The sequence below is a fragment of the Haloplanus litoreus genome (assembly GCF_045690335.1).
GTDB classification, from domain to species: domain Archaea; phylum Halobacteriota; class Halobacteria; order Halobacteriales; family Haloferacaceae; genus Haloplanus; species Haloplanus litoreus.
Window position 1 is genome coordinate 541,300 of record NZ_CP147874.1, and the last position, 25,942, is coordinate 567,241.

The 25,942-nt window shown below is 68.6% G+C and carries 32 protein-coding genes; 23 read left to right on the forward strand and 9 right to left on the reverse strand.

The genetic code is table 11. The features are described from left to right. Positions 1-15 precede the first annotated feature (15 nt). Positions 16-384: a phosphoribosyl-AMP cyclohydrolase gene (gene hisI / locus V8686_RS03025; protein WP_379702478.1), complete on the forward strand. Its 369-nt coding sequence runs from the start codon at positions 16-18 to the stop codon at positions 382-384. Next, positions 381-1,520 (forward strand): DUF7118 family protein, encoded by a 1,140-nt coding sequence (locus tag V8686_RS03030; RefSeq protein ID WP_379702479.1) that lies wholly within the window; start codon positions 381-383, stop codon positions 1,518-1,520. Before hisI ends, V8686_RS03030 begins: the two co-directional genes overlap by 4 nt. Here the strand turns inward: V8686_RS03030 and glmM are convergent. Continuing rightward, complete coding sequence (gene glmM / locus V8686_RS03035; protein ID WP_379702480.1) at positions 1,517-2,875, reverse strand: phosphoglucosamine mutase; 1,359 nt, start codon at positions 2,873-2,875, stop codon at positions 1,517-1,519. The two genes, V8686_RS03030 and glmM, sit on opposite strands and share 4 nt — an antisense overlap. Positions 2,876-2,989: 114 nt before the next feature. Here glmM and hisA point away from each other — a divergent pair, with 114 nt between their 5' ends. The 3 genes from hisA (at position 2,990) to V8686_RS03050 (ending at position 4,741) form a co-directional block, all read left to right on the forward strand. Continuing rightward, on the forward strand, positions 2,990-3,712 hold the full coding sequence (gene hisA / locus V8686_RS03040; RefSeq protein ID WP_379702481.1) for a 1-(5-phosphoribosyl)-5-[(5-phosphoribosylamino)methylideneamino]imidazole-4-carboxamide isomerase: 723 nt from the start codon (positions 2,990-2,992) through the stop codon (positions 3,710-3,712). Positions 3,713-3,755: 43 nt separating this feature from the next. After that, on the forward strand, positions 3,756-4,340 hold the full coding sequence (gene hisB / locus V8686_RS03045) for an imidazoleglycerol-phosphate dehydratase HisB (protein WP_379702482.1): 585 nt from the start codon (positions 3,756-3,758) through the stop codon (positions 4,338-4,340). A 152-nt stretch (positions 4,341-4,492) separates the two neighbouring features. Then, a complete protein-coding gene (locus V8686_RS03050; RefSeq protein ID WP_379702483.1) occupies positions 4,493-4,741 on the forward strand; it encodes a hypothetical protein in 249 nt (82 codons plus the stop codon). A gap of 16 nt (positions 4,742-4,757) precedes the next feature. Here V8686_RS03050 and V8686_RS03055 read toward each other — a convergent pair whose 3' ends face one another. Beyond that, on the reverse strand, positions 4,758-4,925 hold the full coding sequence (locus tag V8686_RS03055; protein ID WP_379702484.1) for a hypothetical protein: 168 nt from the start codon (positions 4,923-4,925) through the stop codon (positions 4,758-4,760). A 94-nt stretch (positions 4,926-5,019) separates the two neighbouring features. Between V8686_RS03055 and V8686_RS03060 the strand changes: the two genes are divergently transcribed. Beyond that, the gene (locus V8686_RS03060) at positions 5,020-5,520 is read left to right on the forward strand and encodes an amino acid-binding protein (RefSeq protein ID WP_379702485.1); all 501 of its coding nucleotides are present in this window, start codon (positions 5,020-5,022) and stop codon (positions 5,518-5,520) included. After that, a complete protein-coding gene (locus V8686_RS03065; RefSeq protein WP_379702486.1) occupies positions 5,520-6,125 on the forward strand; it encodes an IMPACT family protein in 606 nt (201 codons plus the stop codon). Before V8686_RS03060 ends, V8686_RS03065 begins: the two co-directional genes overlap by 1 nt. Before the next feature lie 186 nt (positions 6,126-6,311). Here the strand turns inward: V8686_RS03065 and upp are convergent, their stop codons facing one another. Next, a complete protein-coding gene (gene upp, locus V8686_RS03070) occupies positions 6,312-6,989 on the reverse strand; it encodes a uracil phosphoribosyltransferase (RefSeq protein ID WP_379702487.1) in 678 nt (225 codons plus the stop codon). Positions 6,990-7,079: 90 nt separating this feature from the next. After that, positions 7,080-7,253: a hypothetical protein gene (locus V8686_RS03075; protein ID WP_379702488.1), complete on the reverse strand. Its 174-nt coding sequence runs from the start codon at positions 7,251-7,253 to the stop codon at positions 7,080-7,082. 96 nt (positions 7,254-7,349) lie between these two features. On the opposite strand from V8686_RS03075, the gene V8686_RS03080 reads away from it, so the two are divergent. From V8686_RS03080 to V8686_RS03095, 4 genes are all read left to right on the forward strand, one after another. Beyond that, the gene (locus V8686_RS03080) at positions 7,350-7,670 is read left to right on the forward strand and encodes a hypothetical protein (RefSeq protein ID WP_379702489.1); all 321 of its coding nucleotides are present in this window, start codon (positions 7,350-7,352) and stop codon (positions 7,668-7,670) included. 16 nt (positions 7,671-7,686) lie between these two features. Next, positions 7,687-8,097 carry an SRPBCC family protein gene (locus tag V8686_RS03085; protein WP_379702490.1) on the forward strand — a complete coding sequence of 137 codons (411 nt, stop codon included), beginning with the start codon at positions 7,687-7,689 and terminating at the stop codon, positions 8,095-8,097. A 48-nt stretch (positions 8,098-8,145) separates the two neighbouring features. Beyond that, positions 8,146-8,340, forward strand: coding sequence for a hypothetical protein (locus V8686_RS03090; protein WP_379702491.1), 195 nt, complete (start codon positions 8,146-8,148; stop codon positions 8,338-8,340). A 134-nt stretch (positions 8,341-8,474) separates the two neighbouring features. Further along, complete coding sequence (locus V8686_RS03095) at positions 8,475-8,696, forward strand: hypothetical protein (RefSeq protein ID WP_379702492.1); 222 nt, start codon at positions 8,475-8,477, stop codon at positions 8,694-8,696. Here V8686_RS03095 and V8686_RS03100 read toward each other — a convergent pair. Then, positions 8,693-9,910 (reverse strand): CobW family GTP-binding protein, encoded by a 1,218-nt coding sequence (locus tag V8686_RS03100; RefSeq protein ID WP_379702493.1) that lies wholly within the window; start codon positions 9,908-9,910, stop codon positions 8,693-8,695. The two genes, V8686_RS03095 and V8686_RS03100, sit on opposite strands and share 4 nt — an antisense overlap. Positions 9,911-10,008: 98 nt before the next feature. Here V8686_RS03100 and V8686_RS03105 point away from each other — a divergent pair, with 98 nt between their 5' ends. The 3 genes from V8686_RS03105 to V8686_RS03115 all read left to right on the forward strand — a co-directional run bounded on the left by V8686_RS03105 (position 10,009) and on the right by V8686_RS03115 (position 13,214). Further along, a complete protein-coding gene (locus V8686_RS03105; RefSeq protein ID WP_379702494.1) occupies positions 10,009-10,305 on the forward strand; it encodes a hypothetical protein in 297 nt (98 codons plus the stop codon). After that, the gene (locus V8686_RS03110; protein WP_379702495.1) at positions 10,305-11,255 is read left to right on the forward strand and encodes an ArsA family ATPase; all 951 of its coding nucleotides are present in this window, start codon (positions 10,305-10,307) and stop codon (positions 11,253-11,255) included. Before V8686_RS03105 ends, V8686_RS03110 begins: the two co-directional genes overlap by 1 nt. A gap of 138 nt (positions 11,256-11,393) precedes the next feature. Further along, positions 11,394-13,214, forward strand: a complete 1,821-nt coding sequence (locus tag V8686_RS03115) for a carbon starvation CstA family protein (RefSeq protein WP_379702496.1) — start codon at positions 11,394-11,396, stop codon at positions 13,212-13,214. A 166-nt stretch (positions 13,215-13,380) separates the two neighbouring features. Here V8686_RS03115 and V8686_RS03120 read toward each other — a convergent pair whose 3' ends face one another. Together V8686_RS03120 and V8686_RS03125 are read right to left on the reverse strand one after the other, a co-directional pair. Continuing rightward, complete coding sequence (locus V8686_RS03120) at positions 13,381-14,031, reverse strand: hypothetical protein (protein WP_379702497.1); 651 nt, start codon at positions 14,029-14,031, stop codon at positions 13,381-13,383. Next, on the reverse strand, positions 14,028-14,399 hold the full coding sequence (locus V8686_RS03125) for a cupin domain-containing protein (protein WP_379702498.1): 372 nt from the start codon (positions 14,397-14,399) through the stop codon (positions 14,028-14,030). Before V8686_RS03125 ends, V8686_RS03120 begins: the two co-directional genes overlap by 4 nt. 88 nt (positions 14,400-14,487) lie before the next feature. On the opposite strand from V8686_RS03125, the gene V8686_RS03130 reads away from it, so the two are divergent. From V8686_RS03130 to V8686_RS03145, 4 genes are all read left to right on the forward strand, one after another. After that, the gene (locus tag V8686_RS03130; protein ID WP_379702499.1) at positions 14,488-14,712 is read left to right on the forward strand and encodes a hypothetical protein; all 225 of its coding nucleotides are present in this window, start codon (positions 14,488-14,490) and stop codon (positions 14,710-14,712) included. Positions 14,713-14,757: 45 nt separating this feature from the next. After that, a complete protein-coding gene (locus tag V8686_RS03135; RefSeq protein ID WP_379702500.1) occupies positions 14,758-15,444 on the forward strand; it encodes a DUF5828 family protein in 687 nt (228 codons plus the stop codon). Positions 15,445-15,565: 121 nt separating this feature from the next. After that, a complete protein-coding gene (locus V8686_RS03140) occupies positions 15,566-15,808 on the forward strand; it encodes a ferredoxin (RefSeq protein WP_379702501.1) in 243 nt (80 codons plus the stop codon). Between the two features lie 93 nt (positions 15,809-15,901). Continuing rightward, positions 15,902-18,292: a DEAD/DEAH box helicase gene (locus tag V8686_RS03145; RefSeq protein WP_379702502.1), complete on the forward strand. Its 2,391-nt coding sequence runs from the start codon at positions 15,902-15,904 to the stop codon at positions 18,290-18,292. On the opposite strand, the gene V8686_RS03150 is transcribed toward V8686_RS03145, so the two are convergent. Next, positions 18,289-18,948, reverse strand: coding sequence for an Sjogren's syndrome/scleroderma autoantigen 1 family protein (locus V8686_RS03150; RefSeq protein ID WP_379702503.1), 660 nt, complete (start codon positions 18,946-18,948; stop codon positions 18,289-18,291). The genes V8686_RS03145 and V8686_RS03150 overlap by 4 nt on opposite strands. Before the next feature lie 146 nt (positions 18,949-19,094). Between V8686_RS03150 and mdh the strand changes: the two genes are divergently transcribed. Beyond that, a complete protein-coding gene (gene mdh / locus V8686_RS03155) occupies positions 19,095-20,009 on the forward strand; it encodes a malate dehydrogenase (protein WP_379702504.1) in 915 nt (304 codons plus the stop codon). A gap of 267 nt (positions 20,010-20,276) precedes the next feature. Here the strand turns inward: mdh and V8686_RS03160 are convergent, their stop codons facing one another. Then, entirely contained in the window at positions 20,277-22,013 is a 1,737-nt protein-coding gene (locus V8686_RS03160; protein WP_379702505.1) for an excinuclease ABC subunit C, read from the reverse strand. Between the two features lie 105 nt (positions 22,014-22,118). Between V8686_RS03160 and V8686_RS03165 the strand changes: the two genes are divergently transcribed. From V8686_RS03165 to V8686_RS03180, 4 genes are read left to right on the forward strand one after another with little or no spacing between them, the layout of a single operon-like run. Continuing rightward, on the forward strand, positions 22,119-23,771 hold the full coding sequence (locus V8686_RS03165; RefSeq protein WP_379702506.1) for a methyl-accepting chemotaxis protein: 1,653 nt from the start codon (positions 22,119-22,121) through the stop codon (positions 23,769-23,771). Between the two features lie 25 nt (positions 23,772-23,796). Continuing rightward, the gene (locus tag V8686_RS03170; protein ID WP_379702507.1) at positions 23,797-24,069 is read left to right on the forward strand and encodes a hypothetical protein; all 273 of its coding nucleotides are present in this window, start codon (positions 23,797-23,799) and stop codon (positions 24,067-24,069) included. 46 nt (positions 24,070-24,115) lie between these two features. Next, positions 24,116-25,039, forward strand: coding sequence for an ABC transporter ATP-binding protein (locus V8686_RS03175; protein WP_379702508.1), 924 nt, complete (start codon positions 24,116-24,118; stop codon positions 25,037-25,039). Next, complete coding sequence (locus V8686_RS03180) at positions 25,036-25,941, forward strand: ABC transporter permease (protein WP_379702509.1); 906 nt, start codon at positions 25,036-25,038, stop codon at positions 25,939-25,941. Before V8686_RS03175 ends, V8686_RS03180 begins: the two co-directional genes overlap by 4 nt. The last annotated feature ends 1 nt before the right edge of the window (position 25,942 follow it).

Genomic DNA, 25,942 nt, shown 5'->3' on the forward strand with positions numbered 1-25,942 from the left:
GACGGAGAGTCGAGCATGACCGTCGACGTGGATTTCGGGGCCGACGGCCTCGTCCCGGCCGTCGCACAGGACGCCGACTCCGGCGAGGTGTTGATGCTGGCGTACGTCTCGCCGGCCGCGCTCGAGCGCACCCGCGAGACGGGGCGGGCACACTACTACTCCCGGAGTCGCGACGAACTCTGGGAGAAAGGCGCCACGAGCGGGCACGTCCAGCGGGTCGAGGAGATCCGAGTGGACTGTGACGCCGACACCTTGCTCTATCTGGTGGAACAGGAGGGCGGCGCCTGCCACACCGGCCACCGCTCCTGTTTCTACCGGACCGTGGAGGGCGAGACGGTCGGCGAACGGGTGTTCGACCCGGACGACGTGTACGACGACGAATGAGCGGGAGTGACGCCGGGGCGGCGGAGACGGACGTTGCCGCGGCACTTCGGACGGCCCACGAGACCCTGCGCGACGCCCGCGCGGCCGTCGCGGACCGGGGCGAGGCGCGCCTGGAGACGGTCCGGGACGCCTACCGCGAGGCGACCGACCTGCTCGACCGCTACGAGGGGCGGGCGACCGGGACCGGCGACTTCGCCGCGTTCGTCGAGTTCCAGGAGGCGTTCGTCGAACTCACGGAGGGCCTCGACGAGGACCTGCCGGCACGGGAGGCCTTCGAGGACGCGAACGACCTGCTCGACCAGCGACGCCTCGACGAAGACGACTTCGAGCGGGCGCGCGAGAAACTGGAACCGGCGGCCGATCTGGTCGCCCTGCTCGAGGAGCGAGCGGCCGCCAGCGAGGAGTTCGAGGCGGCCCGGCGTGACGCCCGGCGGCGCCTCCGTACCCTGGAGGAACGGATCGACTCGCTGGAGCGACTCCGGCGACTCGGCGAGGCGGACCTCGACGCCCCGGTCGAGCGGCTGCGCGACCCGATCACCGACTACAACGAGGCGATCCGGGCAGCCTGGGCCGACTTCCGGCGGGAGGCAAGCGCTCGTGAGGTGTTCCGCGTCGTCGAGGCGAGTCAGGCGTACCCACTCGCCGCGTTCCCGGAGGCACCCCCGGACCTCCGGGAGTACGTCGAAAACCAGCCCGCCGGCGAGGAGTCGATTCCGACGCTCCTGGAGTACGCCGACTACTCGAACTCGAAGCTCTCCCACTACGTCGACGCCCCCGCGGCCCTGCGGACGCGGGTGGGAACTCACCGGACCTACCTCGAGCGCCTCGACGCCGACCCCCTCGTTGTGTCGTGGCCGCCGCCGGACGCGGAGACACTCCGGTACCGCGCGTCCGAACTCGTCTCGGTCGTCGCACGCTTCGCGGACGAGGCGCCCGTCGCGGCGGCCCGGCACCTCCGCGACCTGCCCGAGCGGGTCGCCTACGGTCGCCTCCGGGAGACGGCGCTCGCGCGAGACGAACTGGACGAGACGGAACGGGAACGGCTCGAACGGGGCGCCGTGGAGGCGGACCTGACGGCCGCCCGCGACGAGCGCGAACGGATCGAGACGGCGCTGTCGGCGACGGCGAACGCCTAGCGCACGGCGTCGAGGTGACGGCGCAAGTCGAGCGCGAGCGTCGACGCCCGCTCCGCGTCGCCGGCCTCGGCGTAGATACGGATCTTCGGTTCGGTGCCGCTCGGCCGGACCAGCACCCACGCGTCCCCGTAGTCGAGGCGATAGCCGTCGGTCGTGTCGAGGGCGGCGTCGGCCTCGCGGGCGTAGGCTTCGGCGGCGTCGAGCAGTCGCGTGCGTTCGGCCGCGTCGTCGTAGGTGAGGTTCTCGCGTACGAAGTGGTAGTCGGTGTAGGGAGCGACGACCTCGCTGACCGTGGCGTCCGCGCCGGCGAGCAGTTCGAGGAACTTCGCGGCGACGTAGGCGCCGTCGCGGGTGAGGCGATACTCGGGGAAGAAGACGCCGCCGTTGCCCTCGCCGGCGATGGGGACCCGGTCGCCGGCCCGGCGGCGCTCGCGCACCCGCGTGACGATGTGTGTCGAGCCGATGGGCGTCAAGTCGAGTTCGGCGTCGGCGTCGGCGACGACGTCGACGAGTCGCTGGGAGACGTTGACGGCGGTGACGACGACGTCGTCCGCCGACAGTTCGGCCGCCGCGAGCGCCGCGAATGAGGTGTCGCCGTCGACGAATCGTCCCGTCTCGTCGACGAAGATGGCCCGGTCGGCGTCGCCGTCGTGGGCGACGCCGACGTCCGCGTCGGCGGTCCGAACGAGTCGTCGGAGGTCGTTCAGGTTCTCGGCGACGGGTTCGGGGTCGCGCCCCGGAAAGTGCCCGTCTGGATCGGCGTTGACGGTGCGGACGTCACAGCCGAGTTCGCGGAAGAACTCGGGCGAGACGAGCGAGCCGGCGCCGTGACCGGGATCGACGGCGACGGTGAGGTCGGCACCCGCGACGAGTTCGCGGTCGACCCCCGAGAACAGGTCCGCCCGGTAGTCGGCGTTCACGCCGTCGACGCGCCGTGACTCCCCCACGCCGTCCCACGCGGCGAGGGCGTCGGCGGCGTCGACGCGGTCCTCGACGCGTTCGTAAGCGTCGACGGAAAGTTCGGTGCCGTCGGCGCCGAGGAGTTTGATGCCGTTGTACGCGGGCGGGTTGTGGGAGGCGGTGAGGTGGACGGCGGGGACGGAGTCGGTCGCGCAGTGGTAGGCGACGCCCGGCGTCGGCACCACGCCCAGGCGGTCCACGTCGGCACCGGCGGCAGCGAGGGTGCCGGCGGCGACGTCCGCGAGCGGCCCGCCCGAGAGACGGGTGTCGCGGGCGACGGCCACCCGGTCGGCGTCCCAGACGGCGGCCGCGGCGGCCGCGACCCGGCGGACGAGTTCGGGGGTGAACTCCTCGCCGACCACTCCGCGCGTGCCGCTCGAACCGAACAGTTGCATTCGGGAGGTGGTCGTCGCGCGGGGCACAAATCCGTTCCGCTCGCCGGCAGTCAACCCACGGTGTCGTGTCGCCGACCGGGCCGACTTTACCCCGCCGCCCCGTCCACTCCCGACATGGCGCAGTTCTCCGACTTCGAGGTGATTCCGGCCGTCGACATGCAGGACGGCGAGGTGGTGCAACTGGTACAGGGCGAGCGCGGCACCGAGAAGCGCTACGGCGACCCCGTCGAGGCGGCGCGCCGGTGGGTCGAGGCGGGCGCGCGGACGCTCCACCTCGTCGACCTCGACGGCGCGTTCGAGGGGGAACGGGCGAACGCGGCGGCGGTCGAGCGCATCGTCGACGCGGTGGACGTGCCGATTCAGTTGGGCGGCGGCATCCGCACCGTCGCGGACGCGACCGACCTGCTGGATCGGGGCGTCGATCGGGTGATCCTCGGGACGGCCGCCGTCGAGCGGCCGAACATCGTCGCGGAGATCAGCGAGACCCACCCGGAGAGCGTGGTGGTGAGCCTCGACGCCAAAGGCGACGAGGTGGTCGTCTCGGGATGGACCGAGGGGACGGGACTAGACCCCGTCGAGGCCGCGAAGCGATACGCGGATCTTGGCGCGGGCGCCATCCTCTATACGGACGTCGACGTGGAGGGGAAACTGGAGGGGGTACGCACCGAGCGGATCGAACGCCTGGCCGAGGCAGTCGAGTTGCCGGTGATCGCCAGCGGCGGCGTCGCAACCCTCGACGACGTGCGGGCGTGTCGGGCGGCGGGCGCCGCGGCCGTCGTCGTCGGCACGGCGCTGTACGAGGGGGCGTTCACCCTCGAAGCGGCGATGGAGGCGTAGCCGCGGGCGCAACCGACTTACGCGCGCCCCGAGAGGATCGGATATGGACCGAACCGCCGCCCGACGCCGCGAAACCGCGGAGACGACCATCGACCTGACGCTCGACGTGGACGGCCAGGGCGACGCCCGCGTCGACACGGGCATCGGCTTCTTCGATCACATGCTGGAATCGTTCGCCAAACACGGCCTGTTCGACCTCACGGTCGACTGCGACGGCGACCTGGAGATCGACGACCACCACACCGTCGAGGACGTCGCCCTCGTCCTCGGGGCGGCGTTCGCCGAGGCCCTCGGCGACAAGCGCGGCATCCAGCGATTCGCCGATCGCCGTATCCCCCTCGACGAGGCCGTCGCCTCGGTGGTCGTGGACGTGAGCGGCCGTCCCCTGTTCCGGTTCGACGGCGCGTTCTCCGAGGAGCGGGTCGGCGAGTTCACGAGCGTCATGGCGCGGCACTTCGCGCGATCACTGGCGATGCAGGCGGGGTTGACGCTCCACGTCGAGGTGGCGGGCGAGAACGCCCACCACGAGGTCGAAGCGCTGTTCAAAGCGCTCGCACGCACCCTCGACGACGCCACTCGGATCGACGACCGGCGGTCGGACACGCCGAGTACGAAAGGCGAACTCTGATCGGCCCGGTGGACGTCGGTGCCGGTCGCTCGCGGAACACACACGGAAACGGCCGGCGCGAAGGAAGCATACGCCAAAAGACACAACTGTTGTCGTATCTTCTTTCGACGCACGTCGTTAGTTATTTGTCGGCGGGAGGAGAGGAGGCGGGCATGCAGACGTTCGAAGCGCTCGACAGCGACACCTCGAAGCTCGTCGTGCTGTACCTGCAACGCGTCGGGGACGCCACGCCGGATCGGATCGCCGACCGGCTCCGGCTCCCACTGCTGACCGTGTTGGCGACCATCCGCTATCTGGACGAGGAGGGGCTGGTCCGACGGCTGGAGGGCTCAGATCGGGTCGTTCTGGCCGACCGTCACGGGACACGCTCCGGTCATGACCGGGTTCCGGATCCCGCTTAGTCGAGCACCGCGTCGTTCAGGAGGTAGTCCGGCCCCCGCCGACGACCGTCTGCCGGACGTTCCTGGCCGCCTTCTGCCGCAGTTCGACGACGCTCTCGGCGGCGTCGTAGGCACCGCGGGGCGTGAGGGTCACGTCGCCGAGGTCGTCGAAGGCGTGATCGGCGAAGACGACGGAGTGTCTCACGGTGACGGGGAGGGATGGGGGTGGTGTGCGGTTCTGATGGGACGGCGACCGTGGAACCCCAAGACCGAAGCGATCAGCCGGAGAAGGCTCCGTCATGTTCGACGAGATCATGGAGAAATTCGAGGGGAGTCCGAGCCAGCAGGAGGTGATCCGGCTCCTCCTCGAACGGGGCTTCTCCGTCAACGACGAGGGACGGGTCGTCTCCGGCGGGATCGAGATTCCCAACACGGGAATCGCTCGCGAAATCGGCGTCGACCGCCGGGTGGTCGACTCGACGACCGACGCCATCCTCGAAGACCCGGAACTCCGCCGGATCTTCCAGAACATCACGGCCATCCCCAGCCTGATGGATCTGGCGCCGGTGCTCGACCTCTCGGTGCTGACGGTGTGGGTGGACGACGAGACGGAATCGGGCATCGTCGCCGACGTGACGACGGCCATCGCCGACCGCGACATCTCGATCCGACAGGTCATCAGCGAGGACCCCGAGTTCGTCGACGACGCCAAACTGTACGTCATCACCGACGCGACGCTCCCGGGTGACCTGCTGGTCGAGATTCGCGAGTTGCCGTACGTCCGCCGGGTCGAGTTCTGATGAGCGAGACGTACCGGACGGTCGAAGCGCGCGCACAGGCGGACTTCGAAGTGAAGGGATCGGAGTTCGTCGGCCACGTCGCGCCCGCGGAATCCGTCGCGGAGGCGGAGGCGTTCGTCGACGAGGTGCGGGCGGCCTACGCCGACGCGACCCACAACGTCCCCGCCTACCGCGTGCCCGCCGAAGGGGGCGATATGCTCCGGGAGTGGTCGAGCGACGACGGCGAACCCACGGGGTCGGCGGGCAAACCCGCGCTGAACGTCCTCGTCCAGCGCGACCTGCGGAACGTCGTCGCGGTGGTGACGCGCTACTACGGCGGCGTCAACCTCGGCGTCGGAGGGTTGGCGCGCGCCTACGCCCGCGGCGTGAGTGACGCCGTCGACGCCGCCGGCGTGGTGGAGGAACGACCCCACGAGCGTGTGGCCGTCACCGTCGACTACGACGACTCCGGCACCGTCCGCGGGATTCTGGAGAGCGAGGGTGTCGACTTCGAGGCGGCCTACGAGGAGCGCGTCTCGTTCGACGTGCGCGTCCCCGTCGCCGAGGCCGACGCCCTCCGGGACCGCCTCCGATCCGCGACGGGCGGTCGGGTCGAACTCGGGTGAGACGGACCGTCGGAAGTCGGCGCCGGCCGTCACCGAACGGGGCGGCGACGGCCGGGAAACAGGGACAACGATTCGTATGGGTACGGAGCGCTACCGAGCGCTCCGGGGGGTCGCTTCGGTGGAGATGGTTCGGCGGTGAATCACGGCGCTGTCGGGTGGTCTTCGACGTGAAGCGCAGGGGTTAGCTTACGTCGTCCGAAAGGCGCGGTCGCCGGCGTCGCCGAGGCCGGGGACGATGAAGCCGTTCTCGTCGAGGTGGTCGTCGATGGCGACGGTCAGGAGGTCGGCCTCGGGGACGGCGTCGGCAACGCGGAGCAGACCGGCCGGGGCGCTGACCGCCGAGAGGACGAAGAGGTTCTCGGGCGTCGCCTGCCCCTCGAGGACGTACTCGAGGACGGCCGACATCGTCGACCCGGTGGCGAGCATCGGGTCGGCGACGATGACGGTGTCCTGTTCGCGGATCTCGGGGAGTTTCACGTAGTCGACGGTGATGGGGAACTCGCCGTCGTCGTTCATGCCCGCCTCCTCGTCGCGGCCGGCACTGATGACTCCCTGCTTGGCGCGGGGGAAGGCCTTGAGGAGGCCCTCGACGAACGGCGTCGCCGCCCGGAGAACGTTGATGATGACCACGTCGTCGAGTCCCTTCACGCGTTCACCGGTCGTCTCGGCCATCGGCGTCTCGATGGAGACGTACTCGGTCTCCATCGCGCCGTCGATGATCTCGTAGCCACAGATACGGCCGAGTTTCACCAGGCCCTTTCGGAAGGCGACCTGTTCGGTGTCGGCGTCACGGATCTTCGAGAGGGTGTCCTTCGCGAGGGCGTGCGTGATGAGGTACGCGTCGTCGCGGTCTTCGATGGTCATACACCTACTCCGCGAGTCGAGAACCTTAAATTGGCGACATCGTCGGCGGCAGGCGCCCTACACCCGGTCCACGGCGCCGGGCGATACGGCTCACCGGGTCACGACGTAGGTCAGCGCCATCACCAAGAGCGCGAGGGAGGCGACGTTCCACGGGGTGAGTGCGACGACGTCGATGAAATCCAGCCCCCAGATCACGACGGTGGCGAAGATGGACGACAGCACGAGGTTCATCACGAACAGCACCCGGGGGTCGCCCTCGGCCATACGTCGAGATGTCCGGGGCGAGGACTTAAACGGTCGGGTGTCCGGCCGGTTCGACCGGCCACGCGAGTTTTTTGCGATCGGGTCCCAACGCCCCCCATGCGCCTCCGGAACCGCGAGGGCACACCCGTCGACGCCGTTCCGTTCCTCGTCGTGACGGCGATGACCGTCCTCGTCGTCTTCTCCTTCGGCCCCGTCTACTGCATCGCGATTGGGATGGAGGGGCCGGCGGTGATCGGTGTCCCCGCCCTCGCCTGTGCGGGCGCCGTGGTGGTGGCCTACCACCGCCTCGTCCACACGGCACGACCGGATCTCCGGGCGGAGATTCCCACGGAACAGCGCATCCTGGGGCTCTTTTATGCCGCCCTCGTGGGTGCGGCGCTGCTCGTTGCGCTGTCCCTCCCGCTTTTGGTGCGGTGACGCGTTGGTCGGGACGATGCGCGAGGTGGAAGTCTCACGGTTCGTGCCGGCACCGCCCCGAACGGTCGAACGCATCCTGACGCCCGCGACGGTGGTGGCCAGCGAGGGGAGCTTCACGGTGCGGGACGTGAGCGACGAGGGGGACGGAACGCACGTCACCGCGGGCGCCCGCGGCCTGGAACTCACCCTGCGGTTCGAGGAGCGATCCGACGGCCTCCACTACACCCAGGCCGGCGACGCGGGGCCGTTCGACGCCATGACGACGGAGCTCACGATTCGGGCGGAGAACGAGGGGTCGCGCGTGACCGCGCGGTCGGCGGTGAGCCTCGGCCTCCCCGTCCCGGCGCTCACCGACCGGTTGGCGGCGTGGAAGCGACGGGGCGAACTGGAGCGCCTGCTGGACGGGGTGGCCGAAGAGGCGACGTGACGATGCGGGGACGCCAACCTATACGGCGACGGACGGCCTGATGACACCATGGACTGGCGTGACCTCGTTACCGTCGCGCTCGCGGGCGTCCTCGGGATGCTCGGCGGCGTCTTCGGACCGGTCGGCATCGTCGCCGGCGTCGTCGCCGGCGCGGCCCTCGGCGCCAGGTGGGCGTCGCGCTCGGACCGGATCGCCGCCTTGGAGCGCCGGGTCGGGGAACTGGAGGGCGAGGAGGACACCTGACCCGCCGTCGTACCCGTTTTCCGGTGGTGCGGCGGATCACCACCGTACCGACAGACGGCCGCCAGTACGACGACCGTGCGCGAGTCGCGGACGAGCGAGCGAGGCTTTAGCCGTCGGCGTGTGAACCGTTCGCTATGGGACTACTCGACACGATCACCGACACCCTGCGGGCTTCGTCGGCGGCGACGAACCGCGGCGACGGGCGCGGGGAGTCGAAGGGGGCGTACTGGTGTCACGACTGTGGGGAGCGGAGACTCGACCTGGACGTAGCGGGCGACGATCCGCCGACCTGTCCGTCCTGCGGCGAGGCGATGACGTTCGAGCGGTCGCCCGGGTCGACCGGGTGTGCCTGTTAGGGCGTCGGCTCCACGACCACCCACTCCTCGCCCCCCTCGGTCGGGAACGCGTTCTCGAACGTCTCCCACGCGGCCGATAGCTCCGCGTCGGTGAGGAGACAGTCGTCGAGTGCCGCGACCAGGCCGTCCTCGTCCATCTCCCGCCCGATGAACACGAGTTCGACCCGTCGGTCGCCCCACTCCTCGTCCCAGTCGAGGTCCGAGCGGTTGCGCCGGTAGGCGTCCCGTTCGAACTCGGGCAGGCTGGCGATCCAGGGGCCCGCTGCTTCGACCCGAACCGAGGGGCCGGCCTGGTGCATGGAGTACGCCAGGTCGGCGCCGTTGGCGACCCAGCAGGTACCCTTGGCCCGGTCCACCGTGGGCGGGAGGTCGACGAGGAGCGCGCGGAACCGCTCGGGATGGAAGGGGCGGCGACGACGGTAGGTGAAGGAGGTGACGCCGTAGACGGTTTCGGGATGGGCGTGGTCGTGAGCGTGGGCGTGAGCGTGCCCCTCGTCGTCCTCGTCCGCGTCGAGCGCACGCTTCCACCCCGCTTCGTCGACCGTTTCGGGGTCGTAGCGCGCCCGCAGGAGCGTGTCCGCGTCGACGCGGCTGTGTTCCGTCCGTCGCACCTCGGCGTCGGGGCGGAGCGCCCGCACCATCTCCTCGACGGCGTCGAGTTCCGCCTCGGTCACGAGGTCTGCCTTGTTCAGCAGGACGAGGTCGGCGGCCTCCACGTCCTCGACCAGGAGGTCCGAGAGCGGACGGGCCTCGTCGTCGGGAGTCTCGCGGCGCGTCGCGGCGCCCGCCTCACCGAAGGCGTCGTGGAACTGGCGGGCGTCGACGACGGCGACGATGGAGGCCACCTCGTAGCGGGCGGCGGCCCGAGAGCCGGTAGTGAACAGGCGGGCGACCGGGCGGGGTTCGGAGATGCCGGAGGCCTCGACGACGAGGTGGTCGAAGTCGCGGTCGGAAGCGAGGCGGACGACGGCGGTTTCGAGGTCGTCCTGCAGTTCACAGCAGATACAGCCGTTCGAGAGTTCGGTCACGCCGTCGACGGCCAGATCCGCGTTCTGGCTCACCAGGTCGGCGTCGACGTTGATCTCCCCCATGTCGTTGACGAGGACGGCGACGTCGCGGTCGCCCGCCTCGCTGAGCAGGTGGTTGAGCAGCGTCGTCTTGCCGGCGCCGAGGCTCCCGCTCAGGATGGTGACGGGGATGGCGTCCCGTGGCATGGGAAGGCGTGGGCGCGGCGACACCTTAACCCCGCGGACGTGCGCCCGGACCGGGCGACCGACGATACGTTTTTCTCCGCTCCACCGGGAGTGACGCTATGGATCTCGCGGAACGAATCGCCCACTTCCGGCAGGTCGCCGAGGAGTGGCTCCGGGGGCTGTATCACGGCCTGGTGAGCCACCCGGCCTACGAGAAGATCGAACACGAAGCCGAAGATCAGGAGGACACCTTCATGCTCGCCTGCTTCCCCGACGCCTTCGGCATCCCGAGTCCGGTGTCGTACTACACGGCCGAACTCCTGCCGTATCTCGAAGACGAGTTCGAGGCGTGGGAGCGACGGATGTGGAACCGGGGGTCGCTGCTCGAACGCAAAGGCGAGCAGTACCACTTCTGATGGAGCGATTCGTCTTCTTCGGCGGGAAAGGCGGGGTAGGCAAGACCACGATGTCGAGCGCGTACGGGCAGAAGTGCGCGCGGTCGGGGCTAAAGACGCTGGTCGTGTCGACGGACCCCGCCCACAGCACCGCCGACGTGTTCGATCAGGAGTTCGACGACGAACCGCGGCCAGTCGAAGGTATCGAGAACCTGTCGGTCATGGAAATCGATCCGGACGACGAACTCGAACGGCACCTGATGGAGACCAAGCGGGCCATGGGCGATCAGGTGAGCCCGGCGATGGTCAACGAAATCGACCGACAGATCGAGATGGCCCACCAGACGCCGGGCGCCTACGAGGCGGCGCTGTTCGACCGCTTCATCGACGTGATGCGCGACGCCGACCCCTACGACCGCGTCGTCTTCGACACCTCGCCGACCGGTGGCACCCTGCGACTCCTCTCGCTCCCGGAGTTCCTGGAGGGGTGGATCGACCGCCTGCTCCACAAGCGCAAAAAGAGCGTCAAACTGTTCGAACGGGCGGCCATCGGCAACCAGGAACCCCGGCGGATGATGGACGGCGACCCGATCATCGCCCGCCTACAGGAGCGCAAGGAGATGTTCGAGTTCGCGAAACACACCCTCCGCGACGAGGCGGCGTTCTACCTCGTCGTCAACCCGGACGAACTGTCGATCAGGGAGACTCGCCGAGCCATCGACGGGTTGGCCGACCACGGCCTCACCGTTCGGGGACTGGCGGTAAACAGGCTAACACCCGAACCGGACGACGACGAGAACGGTCGGGGCGCGCGGTATCTTCGTGACCGCGTGGCGACCGAACACGAACGGCTGACGGAACTCCACGAGACGTTCGACCCGCCGGTGGTCGCCGAAGTGGAGACCCGGGTCCGCGAAGTGAAGGGGTCGCTCCTCGCCGAGGTGGCCGACGAACTCGACGTACCCGTATAACGGGAACGGCGGTGGGCGCCGGCGGCCGCTCTCGGTCCGTGGGCGCCGAGCGGTGAAGTCGGCGGAATTGCAGGTTTCGTGGGCAAATGCCCAAGGTTTAAATAATATTTTTTCCTGAATTTAGCTTGGGTCACACACATGGTACAGGCTATCACACTGGTGGTGCTCACGCTCGTGTCGTTCACGGTGGCGTATCTGGGGTATTCACGATACCTCGCTCAGTTCGTCGACCTGGACGACGACCGTGAGACACCAGCGCACAAGTATCAGGACGGACAGGAGTACGTCCCGTCCAAGAAGCCGGTGTTACTGGGGCATCACTATTCGAGTATCGCGGGCGGGGCGCCCATCGTCGGACCGATCACGGCGACGGTGGTCTGGGGCTGGGTGCCGGCGTTCCTCTGGGTTGCCATCGGCAATCCGCTGTTCGGATCGGTACACGACTTCATGGCGCTGACGTCGAGCATGCGCCACGAGGGGAAGTCGATCGGGTACATCATCGGAGAGTACGTCGGCGAACGCGGCAAGGACATGATCCTCTGGTTCGCGTTCCTGACGATCATCCTCGTGGTGGCGGTGTTCGGCCTCGTCATCGCCGTGGTGTTCAACGCCTACCCGCAGGCGGCGACGGCGTCGCTGGTGTATATCGTCTTGGCGTTGGTGTTCGGGGTGTATCTCTACCAACTCGACTTGCCCTTCCTGCCGGGGACGATGGCGTTCGTCGCCGCCGTCTTCGCCGGCGTGTGGATCGGCGTCCAGTACCCCCTCGCGCTGGTGCCGGGCGACTATCCGGCGGGAACCATCGTCCTGCTGTCGGGGAGTCCGCTGCCACCGGTACTCGGGAGCGTCAACATCGCGACGTGGATTCCGGTAGTCCTCGTCTACGGATTCATCGCCAGCGTCCTCCCCGTCTGGGTGCTGCTCCAGCCGCGTGACTTCCTCACGTCGAGCCTGCTGTACGCCGGCGTGGGCGGGACGCTGCTCGCGGTGATCGTCGGAACGCTCACCGGGGCCGGCCAGCAGCTCACCATCAACGTGCCCGCGTACGCCGGGTTCTGGGGGGGGGCACTGGTCGAAACCACCTTGCCGCTGTTCCCACTGCTTTTCGTCACAATCGCCTGCGGGACGATCAGCGGCTTCCACTCGCTGGTCTCCTCGGGCACGACGGCGAAGCAACTGGACAAGGAGACGGACGCCCGGACCATCGGGTACGGCGGGATGCTCGGCGAGGGACTGCTCGCCACCGTCGCCATCGTCACCGTCGCGGTGTACGCCGAGGTGCCGACGGGCGGCGGTATCGGGCTCGCGCTCCCGAACTTCGCGGCTGGTGGCGGCCTGATCCTCAACATCGGGTTCGGGATTCCGGAGGCCTTCGCCGCGCCGTTCATGGGCCTCGTGCTCGTGAGCTTCCTCCTCACCAGCACCGACACGGCAGTTCGACTGGGGCGGTACATGATCGAGGAACTCGTCGGGACGCCCGAGACGCAGGTACAGGAGGTGGCGGCCAACCGTTACGTCAACGCCAGCCTCCAGGTGCTTCCGGCGTACATCCTCGTCGCCTCCGGCCGGTGGGCCGACCTCTGGCCGCTGTTCGGCGGCGCGAACCAGACGCTCGCGGCGCTCGCGCTACTGGTGGCGACCATCTGGCTCGCCAACTGGGACGACCAGAAACAGCTCATCTCCACCGGCGCACCGATGGCGTTCATGTTCGTCATCACCACGACGGCCCTGCTGTATCTGGCGCTGTATCAGAACCTGTATCAGAAGTTCTTCCAGGGGAACTGGGCCGACGGGGGATCGACCGTCGCGATGGCCTCCGCGGCCGTCCAGATCATCATCGCCCTGGTCCTCGTCTGGCTGGCCTTGTCGATAGCCTACATGGGCATCAACAACATCCGAGAAGCCCGCGGCACTGGGGCGGCCGTCGCCGACGGCGGCGAACCCGCCGACGACGACTGACGGTCGCGACTACTTTTTTCGTGGCGCAGGGCACCGAGCAGTCGGTCGAGCGGTGCGTCCAGCCATCGCGCCGTCACGACGGTGAGCGTGACGTAGTCGCCGCTGCGCTCGATACGGTAACAGACCGGTCGTGTGCGGGGTGGGAACTGCGTGTGGGACGGGTCGATCAGCCGAGCAACCGGCGTTTGAGACGTTCGAGCGGTCCCGGCCGGCCGGACTCGATGGGTTCCCAGACGGTGAGCGCCTCGCCGACGTCGGCACGCCGACTCGTCACGACCGCCTCCGCGTCGGGGGCGACGACGGCGAGGTGAGTCTCGTAGTACCCGTTGTAGCCGTACTTCAGCATCTCGCGGCCGGAGAAAGAGGTGACGAACTCGCGCACCTCGTCGGGGATGTCGGGGACCACGAGGACGAACGTGAACTCCGTCGCGTAATGTTCCTCGTCGGCCTCGATCCAGCGGTTCGCCAGGTCGTCGGCGAGGGCGACGAGGCGTTCGAGAGCCGCCACCCGGACACTCTCGGTCCGCCGGAGGAACAGGTGTTCGAAGGAGGCGTGGTGGCCGTAGGTGATGGCGGGGTGGAAGAACTTCTTCTGCGTGTGGATTTCGAGGCGGCCGTAGAGGTCGAACGTCTCGCCGTCGACCCGGTACTCCCGCTCCAGATCGTAGTTGAACATCAGGCGGTCGCTCACCCGGTCGACGTACTCGTCGTCCCACTCGGGAACGTCGTCGGGGACGGCAGGGTCCGTGGCGTCCGACTCGGGGGCAACGGCGTCGCCGTCGGTCCCGGTTCTGACGCCAGCGTCCTCGTCGCTCACGGGTCGTACGCGTGGACGTCGTCGGCGGACGGTGGGGCGCCGATAGCTACGACGTCGACCGGTTCGTCGGCGTCTGCGGGGTTGTACGCGAACTGCGGGCTGCCCGGTTCGACGGTGAGCAGGGCGTTCGGTCCCGCCTCTAGGGTCCCCTCGGGCGTGTCGACGTGGAGCGTCCCCGAGAGGACGTAGAAGGCCTCCTCCTGGTCGTCGTGGTAGTGGTATGCGAGCGGGAGCTCCTCGCCGGGGTCGGCCGTGTAGCGGTTGATCGCCATCTGTGTGAGGCCGGCGGGATCGGACAGCGACCGGCGCGTACAGGGGCGGTCGGGGTCCGGCTCGACTTCGTCCGAATCGACGACGTGGTAGCCCATACGTGAGCCACTGTCGTGGCGAAGGCAAAAGTCCGTCGTCACCCGCACGACAAGCTTTAATCCGTCAGTGGCCGTAGGTGAGTGTACGATGGGTGGGAAAGACACCGAAGCCTGTGGCCGTTGTGCCATGAGTTCGGTCGTGAGCGTGGCGTCCGAGAACGACGACGGGGGCGAGCGGGAGCGCGACCCGTTCGGCAGCGCCCGAATCGAAGTCGACGAACGCCAACTTCGCACCGTCTCGCCGGCGGCGTGGCTGGGGCGAGTCAAGCGCCGCCTCGACGCGTTCGCCACCCGGCTGACATACGGCCGATAGCACACAACGATTTTGTACGCAGACACCATGAGAGCCTGACAAGCGATGGAAGAGAGTGTATCCGGATTCAAATGCCGGGGAACGTGGGCCGACATCGTCGAGCACGGGGAGCGTATCACGCGGGCGCTCCGTGACGGCGGTGCGGAGAGTCAGGCGTTCGAGGAGTGGAACGAGTGGCGCCCCAAGTCCCACGAACGCCTCGGCGAGGACGTCAACCAGAAGACCGCAGAACAGGCGAGCGTCGCGGAGGGGGAAGGCGAGAAGGCCGGGAAGAACCCCGACGAGGACCTCCGAACGGCGGGCGAGAAGCTCTCCGAGTCGTACGAACGCGCCGAGAAAGGCGACAACGGGGGTGCCGTCGAACACTGGCAGGACTCGATCAACTACGTCGCCCGCGCCGCCGACTCGGCCGGCCGGAAGGCGCTCCGGGCAGTCGAGGACACCGTCTACCGCAAGGTGATGACTCAGCTCGCGCCGTACTACTTCGACAACGAACTCGTGAGCGCGAACATCCAGAAGACGGCTCGTGGCGGCGACGCGGACCAGTTCATCTTCGAGGTGAACGTCAACGACGACGAACTGAAGGACGCAGTGAGCGACCGGCTGTCGACCTACGAGGACAGCATCGACCGCTGGCACGTCGACACGGAGAAGGAGACGGAGATTGCCGAGGTAGTCGAGGGTGTGGAACCCCCGGCCAACGGCGGCGAGTCGAAGTCGACGACCAACTGAGACGGCCTGTTGTAAGTCAGTACCGTCGGTCGGCGGACCGTCACGGCGAACCACCGAGACACAGTTACAACAGTCCGTACGGACCACCACAGCTATGCCTGCGACCCCACTACGGAGCAGTATGCACGTCGAGTTCGACCGCGACACCTGTATCGGCATGTACCAGTGCGTCGAGGAGTGGGCAGCGTTCGAGGCGAACCGCGACGACGGGAAGGCCGACCTGGTCGACGCCGAGGAGACGGAACCGGCGCTGTTCGTCCGCGAGGTGCCCGAAGACGCGGAACTCGACGCGGAGTTCGCGGCACGCACCTGCCCCGTCGACGCCATCCGTCTCTACGACGACGACGGCGACCAGATCGTCTAACGGCCACCGGTCGGTGTCGGCGCTACCACGGGATGGGTTCACTTTCACCGCGATTCGCCAACGCTTAACCGCGGCGGCGACCAATCGCGCACGATGGCGGCTACCGACGACGGCGACGCCGAGTACGTCGACCACCCCCTGCTCGCGCCGGGATTCATCGAACGACGGGAGTACCAACGACGGCTCGCGGACACCGCCGTCGACGACCACACGCTCGTCTGTCTGCCGACCGGTCTCGGCAAGACGACGGTGAGTCTACTCGTGACCGCCGACCGACTGCACGGGGTGGGCGGCACGGCGCTCTTTCTCGCGCCGACCAAGCCGCTGGTCCAGCAACACGCCACGTTCTACCGCGACGCCCTCACGATTCCGGACGACGAGATCACCGTCTTCACGGGGGAGGTGCGCCCCGACGACCGGGCCGAACTCTGGGCGGAGAGTCGCATCGTCATCGCGACGCCACAGGTCGTCGAGAACGACCTGATCGGCGGGCGCATCTCGCTTTCGGAGGTAACCCACCTCACCTTCGACGAGTGTCACCGGGCGACCGGCGACTACGCCTACGTCTACATCGCCGAGCGCTACCACGCGGACGCCGCGTCCCCGCTGGTGACGGGGATGAGCGCCTCGCCCGGCGGCGACGAGGAGGCGATCATGACCGTCTGTGAGAATCTCGGTCTGCACGAGGTGGCGGTGATGACCGAGGACGACGCCGACGTGGCCGAGTACACCCACGACACCGAAGTCGAGTGGGAGCGGGTGACGCTCCCCGACGCAGTCATAGAGATTCGTGACGCGATCAACGAGGTGATCGTCGACCGACTGGAGAGCCTGAAGGAACTCGGAGTGACGAACACGACCAGTCCGGACCTCTCTCAACGCGACCTGAACCGGATGCGCGGACAGCTACAGGACCTCATCGACGCCGACCAGTCGGAGGGCTACGAGGGGATGTCGATCCACGCCGAGGTGATGAAGCTTCGTCGGGCGGTCGAACTCGCGGAGACGCAGTCGGTGGAGTCGCTGCGGCGGTACTTCGAGCGCCAGCGGAACGCCGCCCGCGCCTCCGGCGCGTCGAAGGCGAGTCAACGACTGGTCTCGGAGCCGAAAGTTCGGGAGGCGATGCGGAAAGCCGAGGACTTCGACGACCTCCACCCGAAGTTCCGCCAGACCCGGGTGTTGCTGGCCCAGACGCTCGGCATCGGCGGCGGTGAGCGCGTCATCGTCTTCACCGAGTCACGGGACACCGCCGAGGCGCTCACCGACTTCCTCGCCGAGAGCTTCGACGTCCGGCGGTTCGTCGGGCAGGGCGACAAGGACGGTTCCGACGGCATGACCCAGACGGAACAGGGCGAGACGCTCGATGCCTTCCGGGCCGGCGAGTTCGAGGTGCTTGTCTCCACCTCCGTCGCCGAGGAGGGCCTGGACGTACCCGAGGTGGACCTCGTCCTCTTTTACGAACCCGTGCCCACGGCGATCCGATCCATCCAGCGGAAGGGACGGACGGGCCGCCAGGACGAGGGCCGAGTCGTCGTCCTCATGGCGGAGGACACCCGCGACGAGGCGTTCTTCTGGATCTCTCGCCGCCGGGAGCGGGAGATGGAGGACGAACTGGCGAAGCTGAAAGGCGTCGCCGACGAGATGGCGGCGGAACTCGACGACGGCCAGACGGCGCTGGACGCGTTCGACGACGGCGGCGATGGGACGGAGGCCGACGGCGGCGCGACGGCTCAGCCGGGTCTCGCCGCGTTCGGGGAGAAAGGCGACGACGAGGGCGACGACGGGACGACCGCCGATCCCGACGGCGTCGTCGCGGCCGCCGAGGGCGACGACGAGACGGTCGAAATCGTCGTCGACCAGCGGGAACTCGACTCGGCCATCGCACGGGACCTCTCGACGCGCGACGGGATCGAGACCCGGCTGGAGACGCTCTCGGTCGGCGACTACGTCGTCTCGGACCGCGTGGCAATCGAACGCAAGACCGTCACGGACTTCCTCGACACTCTCACCGGCGGCGACCGCTCGCTGTTCGACCAGGTGGGCGACCTCTCACGACACTACGCCCGGCCCGTCGTCCTGCTGGAGGGCGAGGGTCTGTACGAGGAGCGAAACGTCCACCCCGACGCCATCCGGGGTGCACTGGCGTCGCTCACGGTCGATTTCGGCGTGAGCGTTCTGCGCACGGAGGGCGAGGGCGACACCGCCGACCTGCTGGCGGTGCTCGCGGGGCGCGAACAGACGACGCGCGACCGGACCGTCAGCGTCCACGGCGAGAAGAGCGCGAAGACCCTCGACGAACAGCAGGAGTACGTCGTCGGCGCCATCGCGGACATCGGGCCGGTGACCGCCCGCGCCCTCCTGGAACACTTCGGCAGCGTCGAGGCCGTGATGACGGCACGGGAGGAGGACTTACTGGAGGTCGACGGGGTCGGCGAGGTGACCGCCGACCGCATCCGGACCGTGGTCGGGAGCGACTACAGCTAGAACCGGCAGTCGTCGAGTGCCGAGAGCGTCTCGGCGGCCTCGCGCGCGGCGCCCAGCAGTTCCTCGGCACGGCGTGGGTCGTCCGTCTCCTCCGCCGCCCGCGCGAACCTGCCGAGCGTCCGCGAGAGCGACGCGCGGGCGTCGTCGAGCGAGGACCCGTCACGTCGGGAGGGAGCCGCGTCGCCGCCGCCCGAAGTCCGGTCGTCCTCGGCGAGTTCGCCCATCCGAGCGTCGGCCGTCGAGTCGGTGCCCCGCTCGGTCGTCGGGGCTGGCCGACGCTCACGGGTGTCGACGGCGGGGGGCGAGGGATGTCGGGTGGTCGTGTCGGTGACGGCGTCGGCCGTCACCGCGGGTGATTCGTCCGTCGGCGTCTCGTCGGCGTCGGTCGCCGCGGTCTCGTCCTCGGTCGGGGGATCGGCGGGTTCCGTCTCGGCCGACGCGGCGTCGTCGGCGTTCGCGGCCTGACACGTCGGGCAGAACTCCTGTCCGTCGTAGCGGAAGATGGGATCGCCACAGGAGTCACAGTGGCTGTTGGTCATCGTCGCCCCCTTCAAGAGGAGTTCGCTCATGCGCTGGGTCGCCGCCCGCTTCTCCTGATCCTGTTCGTACTTCTCCCGGAGTCGCTCGCGCTCGGCCTCCTTGTCGAACCCGCTCATGGACGACCGAAGGCGGCCGAGGTCGAAAAACCCCACGGGGTTCGCCCGATATTTTCGACGGTCGTCGACCCATCATTCGCCGACTGCGGACGAAATTCGGGTGTTCCGAAGCGTTTAATCGGAATCCGCGGCCAATGGTACGTGAAATGACGAAAGTGAGCGTCATCGGCGCGGCTGGAACCGTCGGGGCCGCAACGGGCTACAACATCGCACTCCGTGACATCACGGACGAACTCGTCTTCGTTGACATTCCGGATATGGAGGCGGAGACGGTAGGCCAGGCGGCCGACACGAACCACGGCGTTGCCTACGACTCGAACACTGTCATCCGACAGGGCGGCTACGAGGCGACCGAGGGGTCCGACGTGGTCGTCATCACGGCGGGCATCCCGCGCAAACCGGGGCAGACCCGGATCGACCTCGCGGGCGACAACGCCCCCATCATGGAGGACATCGGTTCCTCCATCGCCGAGTACAACGACGACTTCGTGTCGATCACCACCTCGAACCCCGTAGACCTGTTGAACCGCCACCTCTACGAGACGGGCGACCGGGATCGACACTCGGTGATCGGCTTCGGCGGCAGACTCGACTCCGCGCGCTTCCGCTACGTCCTCTCCCAGCGGTTCGACGCCCCAGTGCAGAACGTCGAGGCGACGATTCTGGGCGAACACGGCGACGCGCAGGTGCCCGTCTTCTCGAAGGTTCGCGTCGACGGTCGCGATCCCGAGTTCACGACCGAGGAACGCGAGGAGATCCTCGGCAACCTGCAGGAGTCCGCGATGGACGTCATCGAGCGCAAGGGCGCGACAGAGTGGGGCCCGGCGACGGGCGTCGCCCACATGGTCGAGGCCGTCCTCCGGGACACCGGCGAAGTCCTGCCGGGAAGCATCGTCCTCGACGGCGAGTTCGGCCACGAGGACACCGCCTTCGGCGTCCCCGTCAAACTCGGTTCGAACGGCGTCGAAGCGGTCGTCGAGTGGGACCTTGAGGACTACGAGGAAGAGTTGATGGGCGAGGCCGCCGAGAAACTGGCCGACCAGTACGAGAAGATCTCCTGATACTGTCGGCGGCTCCTGTTTCGAGATAGTCGCCACCTCGGGTGACGGCTATCCGTATCGACCTACAGCCGGCGGTATGCGGCCGCGATCACGATCGCTTGGGGGCGACGACGGCCACCCCGGCTCACTCCCGACCCCAGCCGCACGTTTACGACCGATGGCGCGACCATCCACACCGTGCTCTGACGCCCGGTCGCGGGGTGCTCGCGGGAGTGCGGCGCCACGCCCCGCGAGCGCGGACCCCTTCGGCCGGCGCCGCCTGCACGCTCACAGTCGCCGAGAGAGTTCCTCGGCAGTCTTCTCGCCGACGCCCGCTACGTCCCGGAGATCCGCGACCGAGGCCGCGCGCACGTTCTCGACGCTCCCGAACCGCCGGAGGAGACGCCGGCGTGTCTCCGGTCCGACGCCCGGCACCTCGTCGAGCGCCGTCGACACCTCGTCGCGGACGGTCCCGTGGTACTGGACGGCGAAACGGTGAGCCTCGTCGCGGACCCGCTGGAGGAGGTGGAGGTGGGGCGCGTCGTCGTCCCAGTCGTGGCCGCCCTCGGGCGTGATCACCCGCTCTTCCGCCTTGGCGAGTGCCACCGCCGGCACGTCCCAGCCCGCCTCCGCGAGGGCGTCCCGGGCGGCCGCCAACTGCCCCTCACCGCCGTCGATCAGGAGGAGGTCCGGATCGGGTCGGTCGTCCTCGCCCGCGACGGCGCGTTCTGCCCGCCAGCTCACGAGTTCGCGCATGTTCGCGTAGTCGTCGTTCCGTTCGGTGAGTTTCTTCCGCCGGTAGGCCGTCTTCTCCGCGCTGCCGTCGACGAAGCAGACGTCGCTTCCGACGACCGCTCGTCCGCCGGAGTGGCTCACGTCGAACCCCTCGATGCGTTCGACCCGTCCGTCGAGGCCGAGTGCCTCGGCGAGGCGAGCGGCCTCGTCGTCGCGGCCCGGCCGACTGCGGGCGTTCTTCAGCGCGAGGTCCACCAGTTTCGCCTCGCGGCCGGCACCGGGAACCCGGACGGCGACGCCCTCGGCGTCGAGCCACGCGAGCACCTCGTCGTCGTCGAGGCGCTCCGAGCAGAGGATGGCGTCGGGGAGTTCCCGGTCGGCGTAGTACTGGGGGACGAACGCCGCGAGAAGGGTTTCGACGCGATCCTCGCCCTCGGGGGCGTCGAGGCGGTGACGGGAACGGTCGACGAGTTGGCCGCGTTCGCTGTGGAGGCGAGCGACGGTCGCTCGGTCGCCCTCCACGGCCGCCCCGAGGACGTCGACGGTGCGCTCGTCGGCCGGCGACGCGACGGCCTCGCCGCCAGATCCGTGGAAGGATTCGACGGTGTCGAGTCGGTCCCGGAGGTTGGCGGCGCGCTCGAAGGATCGGGCCTCGGCAGCGGCCGCCATCTCCCGTCGCAGCGGGTCGGCCAGCGCGCCCGTCTCGCCCTCGAAGAAGCGGACGGCAGCACGGACGTCCTCGGCGTAGGACGTCGCGTCGATTTCGTCGGTACAGGGCGCACTGCACAGGCCCATCTCGTAATCGAGGCAGGGACGGTCACGGCCGCGATACTTGTGATCGGAACAGCCACGGAGGCCGTACACCGCACGGATCGCCTTCACGACCGCCTCGACGCTGCCCTTCTCGGTGAAGGGACCGAACACGGTCGCTCCCTCGTCGGGGTCCCGGGTCACCTCGATTCGCGGAATCGGGTGGTCAGTGAGTTGGACGAGCGGATAGGACTTGTCGTCCTTCAGACGGACGTTGTACCGGGGCTGGTGGCGTTTGATGAGGTTCGCCTCCAGCAGCAGGGCCTGCGTCTCGGTGTCGGTGACGGCGACGTCGATGCGGTCGGCCCGCTCGACCATTCGGCGGATACGGTCGCTCCGCGGGTCGGCGTAGGAACGGACCCGGTCCCGGAGGTCGACCGCCTTGCCGACGTATCGCACCTCCTCGCCCTCGTAGAAGAGGTAGACACCCGGATCGCGGGGCAGGTCGGCAGCGCGCGCTCGAACCGCACTCGGGTCCATCACCGCTCCCGTAGCGACCCCGCACGGATGAGCCTGACGCGTCGCCGTTCTCACCGCTGAGAACCGCAGGAAAGCGTTAAGAAGGGGGGTGTCGACGACTCGGTCATGAACCACGCTCCCGACTCACAAGGAGTATGCCCGTCGGTAGCCGACGCGCACGCCGGCTCGATTCGAACCGACGGTGGGCGCGCCGAAGCGAACACGGAGTCCGTCACCATCGAATCGGACGGGACGGCGGCCGAACCGGACGAAACGGGAGCGGCGAACGGAGCGAGCGACCCCGCCGACGTGGAGCTAAACGTCGACGACGACGTCCTGATCGACGGCGTCGGGATGCCGGTGTTCATCCTCGACCGCTCCGGATCGATCGCGGCGTGGAATCACAGTATCGAGGAACTCACCGGGAACGGTGACGACGTCGCCATCGGGGCGACGGCGCCGAGTACGGTGTTCTACCCCGACGGCCGTGATCGGGAGATGCTGGCCCAGGTGGTGCTGGAATCGCCAGAATCGGCCGACGAGCGCGAGGGCATCGACCTCGAAGACGGGGAGCTATCGCTGTACGCCGCCGACGAGACGCTGACCGACCGCCGGGGCGACACCCGCCACTTCCGGCACACGTCGATGCCGCTGTACGAGGACGGCGAGTTCGTGGCGGTCATCCAGGCGATTCGGGACCGAACCGCGGAGGTGAAACGCCAGGAAGCGGTCGCCGACCTCGTCGACGAGGTCCGGGGAACGCTCAACGACCTGGCGGACGGACACCTCGACTCCCGGGCCGCCTTCGACGCCGACGGCCGCGCCGTCGACGACCGCCTCGCGGGAGTCGTCACGGAGTTGAACCGCACGGCCGAGGAGTTCGAGAATCTGGCCAGCGAGGTCGATTCCGAGACGCAGTCGCTGGCGGACGCCATCGACCGGACGGCGGCGGCCGCATCCGACATCGCGGAGAACGTCGACGACCAGAACGGGCTGCTCCAAGAAGGCGCCGAGGAGATGCAGTCGTTCAGCGCGAGCATCGAGGAAGTCGCCGCGACGACCGACGAGGTCGAATCGGCGGCCGACGAGGCCCGGAGCGCGGCCAGCGAGGGACTGGACGCGAGCGAGGACGCACGCGAAGCGACCGAGAGCGTCGTCGACGTCGGCGAGGAACTCGTCGACGACGTGACTGCCCTCGGCGATCGGATGGACGACATCGAGGAGGTGGTCGAGGTGATCTCGGAGGTGGCCGACCGGACGAACCTGCTGGCGCTGAACGCCAACATCGAGGCGGCGCGGGCCGGCGAGGACGGCGACGGGTTCGCCGTCGTCGCCGAGGAGGTAAAGAGCCTCGCCGAACAGACCCACGACCACACCGAAGAGATCACGGACGACATCCAGACGCTCCAGGACCAGACCGGCGCCACGGTCGACGCGGCGACCCGCTCGGTCGAGCGGATCGGGCAGGCGAGCGAACAGATAGACGGCGTCCTGGAGACGTTCGGGGAGATTGCGGAGACCATCGACCGGGTCGCCGACGGCGTCGCGGAGGTGTCGCGGACGGCCGACGATCAGGCGGCCACCGGGGAGGAACTCACCGCGACCATCGAGACGCTCCGCGACCGGGCGGAGGAGACGGCCGCGGCCGCCGACCGCATCGTCGCCGCGACCGACGAGGCGGACACGGCGGTCGACGAGCTCACGCGGAGCGTCGACGAACTCCGAGCGAACGGGGCGCGACGCGACGGGACGACGGCTGGTAGCGGACCGAGGGTATAACACCGACGGCGACGACCCAGCGGACATGGGCGACGACGACACGACGCGACTGTGGCTGGTCGAGCGGACGTCCGACGACAAGGGACTCATCTCACTGGTGTACGCGACGACCGACGGCGACGCCGTCAGGCGGATCGAGCGGGCACCCATCGCGGTCGAGCAATCCGGCGGCGTCACCGCCGCCGTCGACGCCGATCCGGCAGCGCTCGCGCCGGTCGAGGAGACGTCGCTGCAGGAACGGTACGCGATGGAGGCACGGCGGATGGCCGAACAGCACGACCCAGCGGAGACGGTCTGAGACGGACACCTAAACTCTTTAACCGGGACTGGCCCAACGGGTTCCCATGGCCGCAATCGAACTCGACGGCGTGACCAAGCGCTTCGGTGACGTCACTGCCGTCTCCGACCTCGACCTCACGGTCCCCGAGGGCGAGGTGTTCGGCTTCCTCGGGCCGAACGGTGCAGGGAAATCAACGACGATCAACATGTTGCTCGATTTCGTCCGCCCGACATCCGGAGAGGTGCGCGTCCTCGACATGGACGCCGGCGCGGAGAGCGTCGCGGTGCGGCGGCGAACGGGCGTCCTCCCCGAGGGGTACGACATCTACCACCGCCTCACGGGACGGAAACACATCGAGTTCGCCATGCGCTCGAAGGAGGTAGAAGGCGACCCCGAGGCGATGTTGGAACGGGTCGGCATCGCCGACGCGGCCGACCGCAAGGCCGGCGGCTACTCCAAGGGGATGCGCCAACGACTCGTCCTCGGGATGGCACTGGTGGGCGAACCGGACCTCCTCGTCCTCGACGAGCCGTCGTCGGGGCTGGATCCCGGCGGCGCCCGCGAGATGCGCGACATCGTCCGGTCGGAGGCGGAGCGCGGCACGACCGTCTTCTTCTCCAGTCACGTCTTGGGCCAGGTCGAGGCGGTGTGTGACCGCGTCGGAATCATGCGCGGGGGAGAACTCGTCGCCGAGGACAGCATCGAGGGCCTCCGTGACGCGGTGGGCGAGGGGGAGACCCTCTCGGTGACCGTCGACGCCGCGGACGACGACGACCTGGACGCGGTGCGTGGACTGGACGGCGTGACCGCCGCGTCGGTCGACGGAGGGACGGTGACCGTCTCCTGTGCGGCCGACGCGAAGACGGCGGTCATCGGCGCCCTGGAGGACGCCGGGGTGACGGTCGAGGACTTCCGGACCGAGGAAACGTCTCTGGAGGACCTGTTTCTCGCCTACACCGAGGGCGAGGAAGGGGAGGTGTCGGCATGACGTGGCAGGCCGTCGCCCGGAAGGACTTCGAGGACGCCATCCGTTCGCGGTGGCTGTGGGGGCTGTCCGTCGTGTTCATCCTCGTCTTCTCGTTCCCGGCGTTCGTTCGCCTCTACTCGGGGGACCTCGGTGGGCCACAGAACAACGCCGGTATCGTCCAGCTCGTCATCTTCTTCATGAAGGAGGCGACGGCTATCGTCGTCCCGCTGACGGCCATCGTGGTCGCCTACGCCTCCATCACCCGTGAGCGAGGGTCGGGGACGATGAAGCTCCTGTTGTCCCTGCCGCACTCGCGGGCGGACGTGGTCGCCGGGAAGCTGCTGGGCCGGAGCGCCGTCATCGCCATCCCGGTGCTGATCGGCTTTCTGGTCTCCATCGTCCTGCTCGTCCCCGGGTCGTCGGCGCCGGACTGGCTGACGTACGTGCAGTTCGCCTTCCTGACGGCGATGCTGGGCGTGGTGTTCGTCGGCGTCTCGGTCGGCATCTCGGCGGCCGCCAACGGCGACCGGCAGGCCATCCTCGGAAGCGGCGGCGCGTTCGCGCTGTTCTGGTTCGGCTGGGACTTCCTGTCGAACCGGCTGGTCGACGGCACCATCACCATCCTCGGCGACCTCGGCGTCGACGTGGCGACGGCCACGCGCTACGAGGTGGTGCTCTTTTTGAAGCTGCTCAACCCGATTCAGTCGTACAAGACGCTCGTCGACTCGCTGTTCATGCCTGCACTCCGCGCGCGACTCCAGATGTTCGGGTTCTTCCTCGGCGTCGACCCGCGGGCACAGGAGGCGCTCGGCCCGTCGCTGTCGCCAATCTACGGCGACGCCTTCGTCGTCGTCTACATGCTCGCCTGGCTGGCCATCCCCATCGCACTCGGGCTGGTGGCCTTCCGGAGCGCGGACCTGTAAG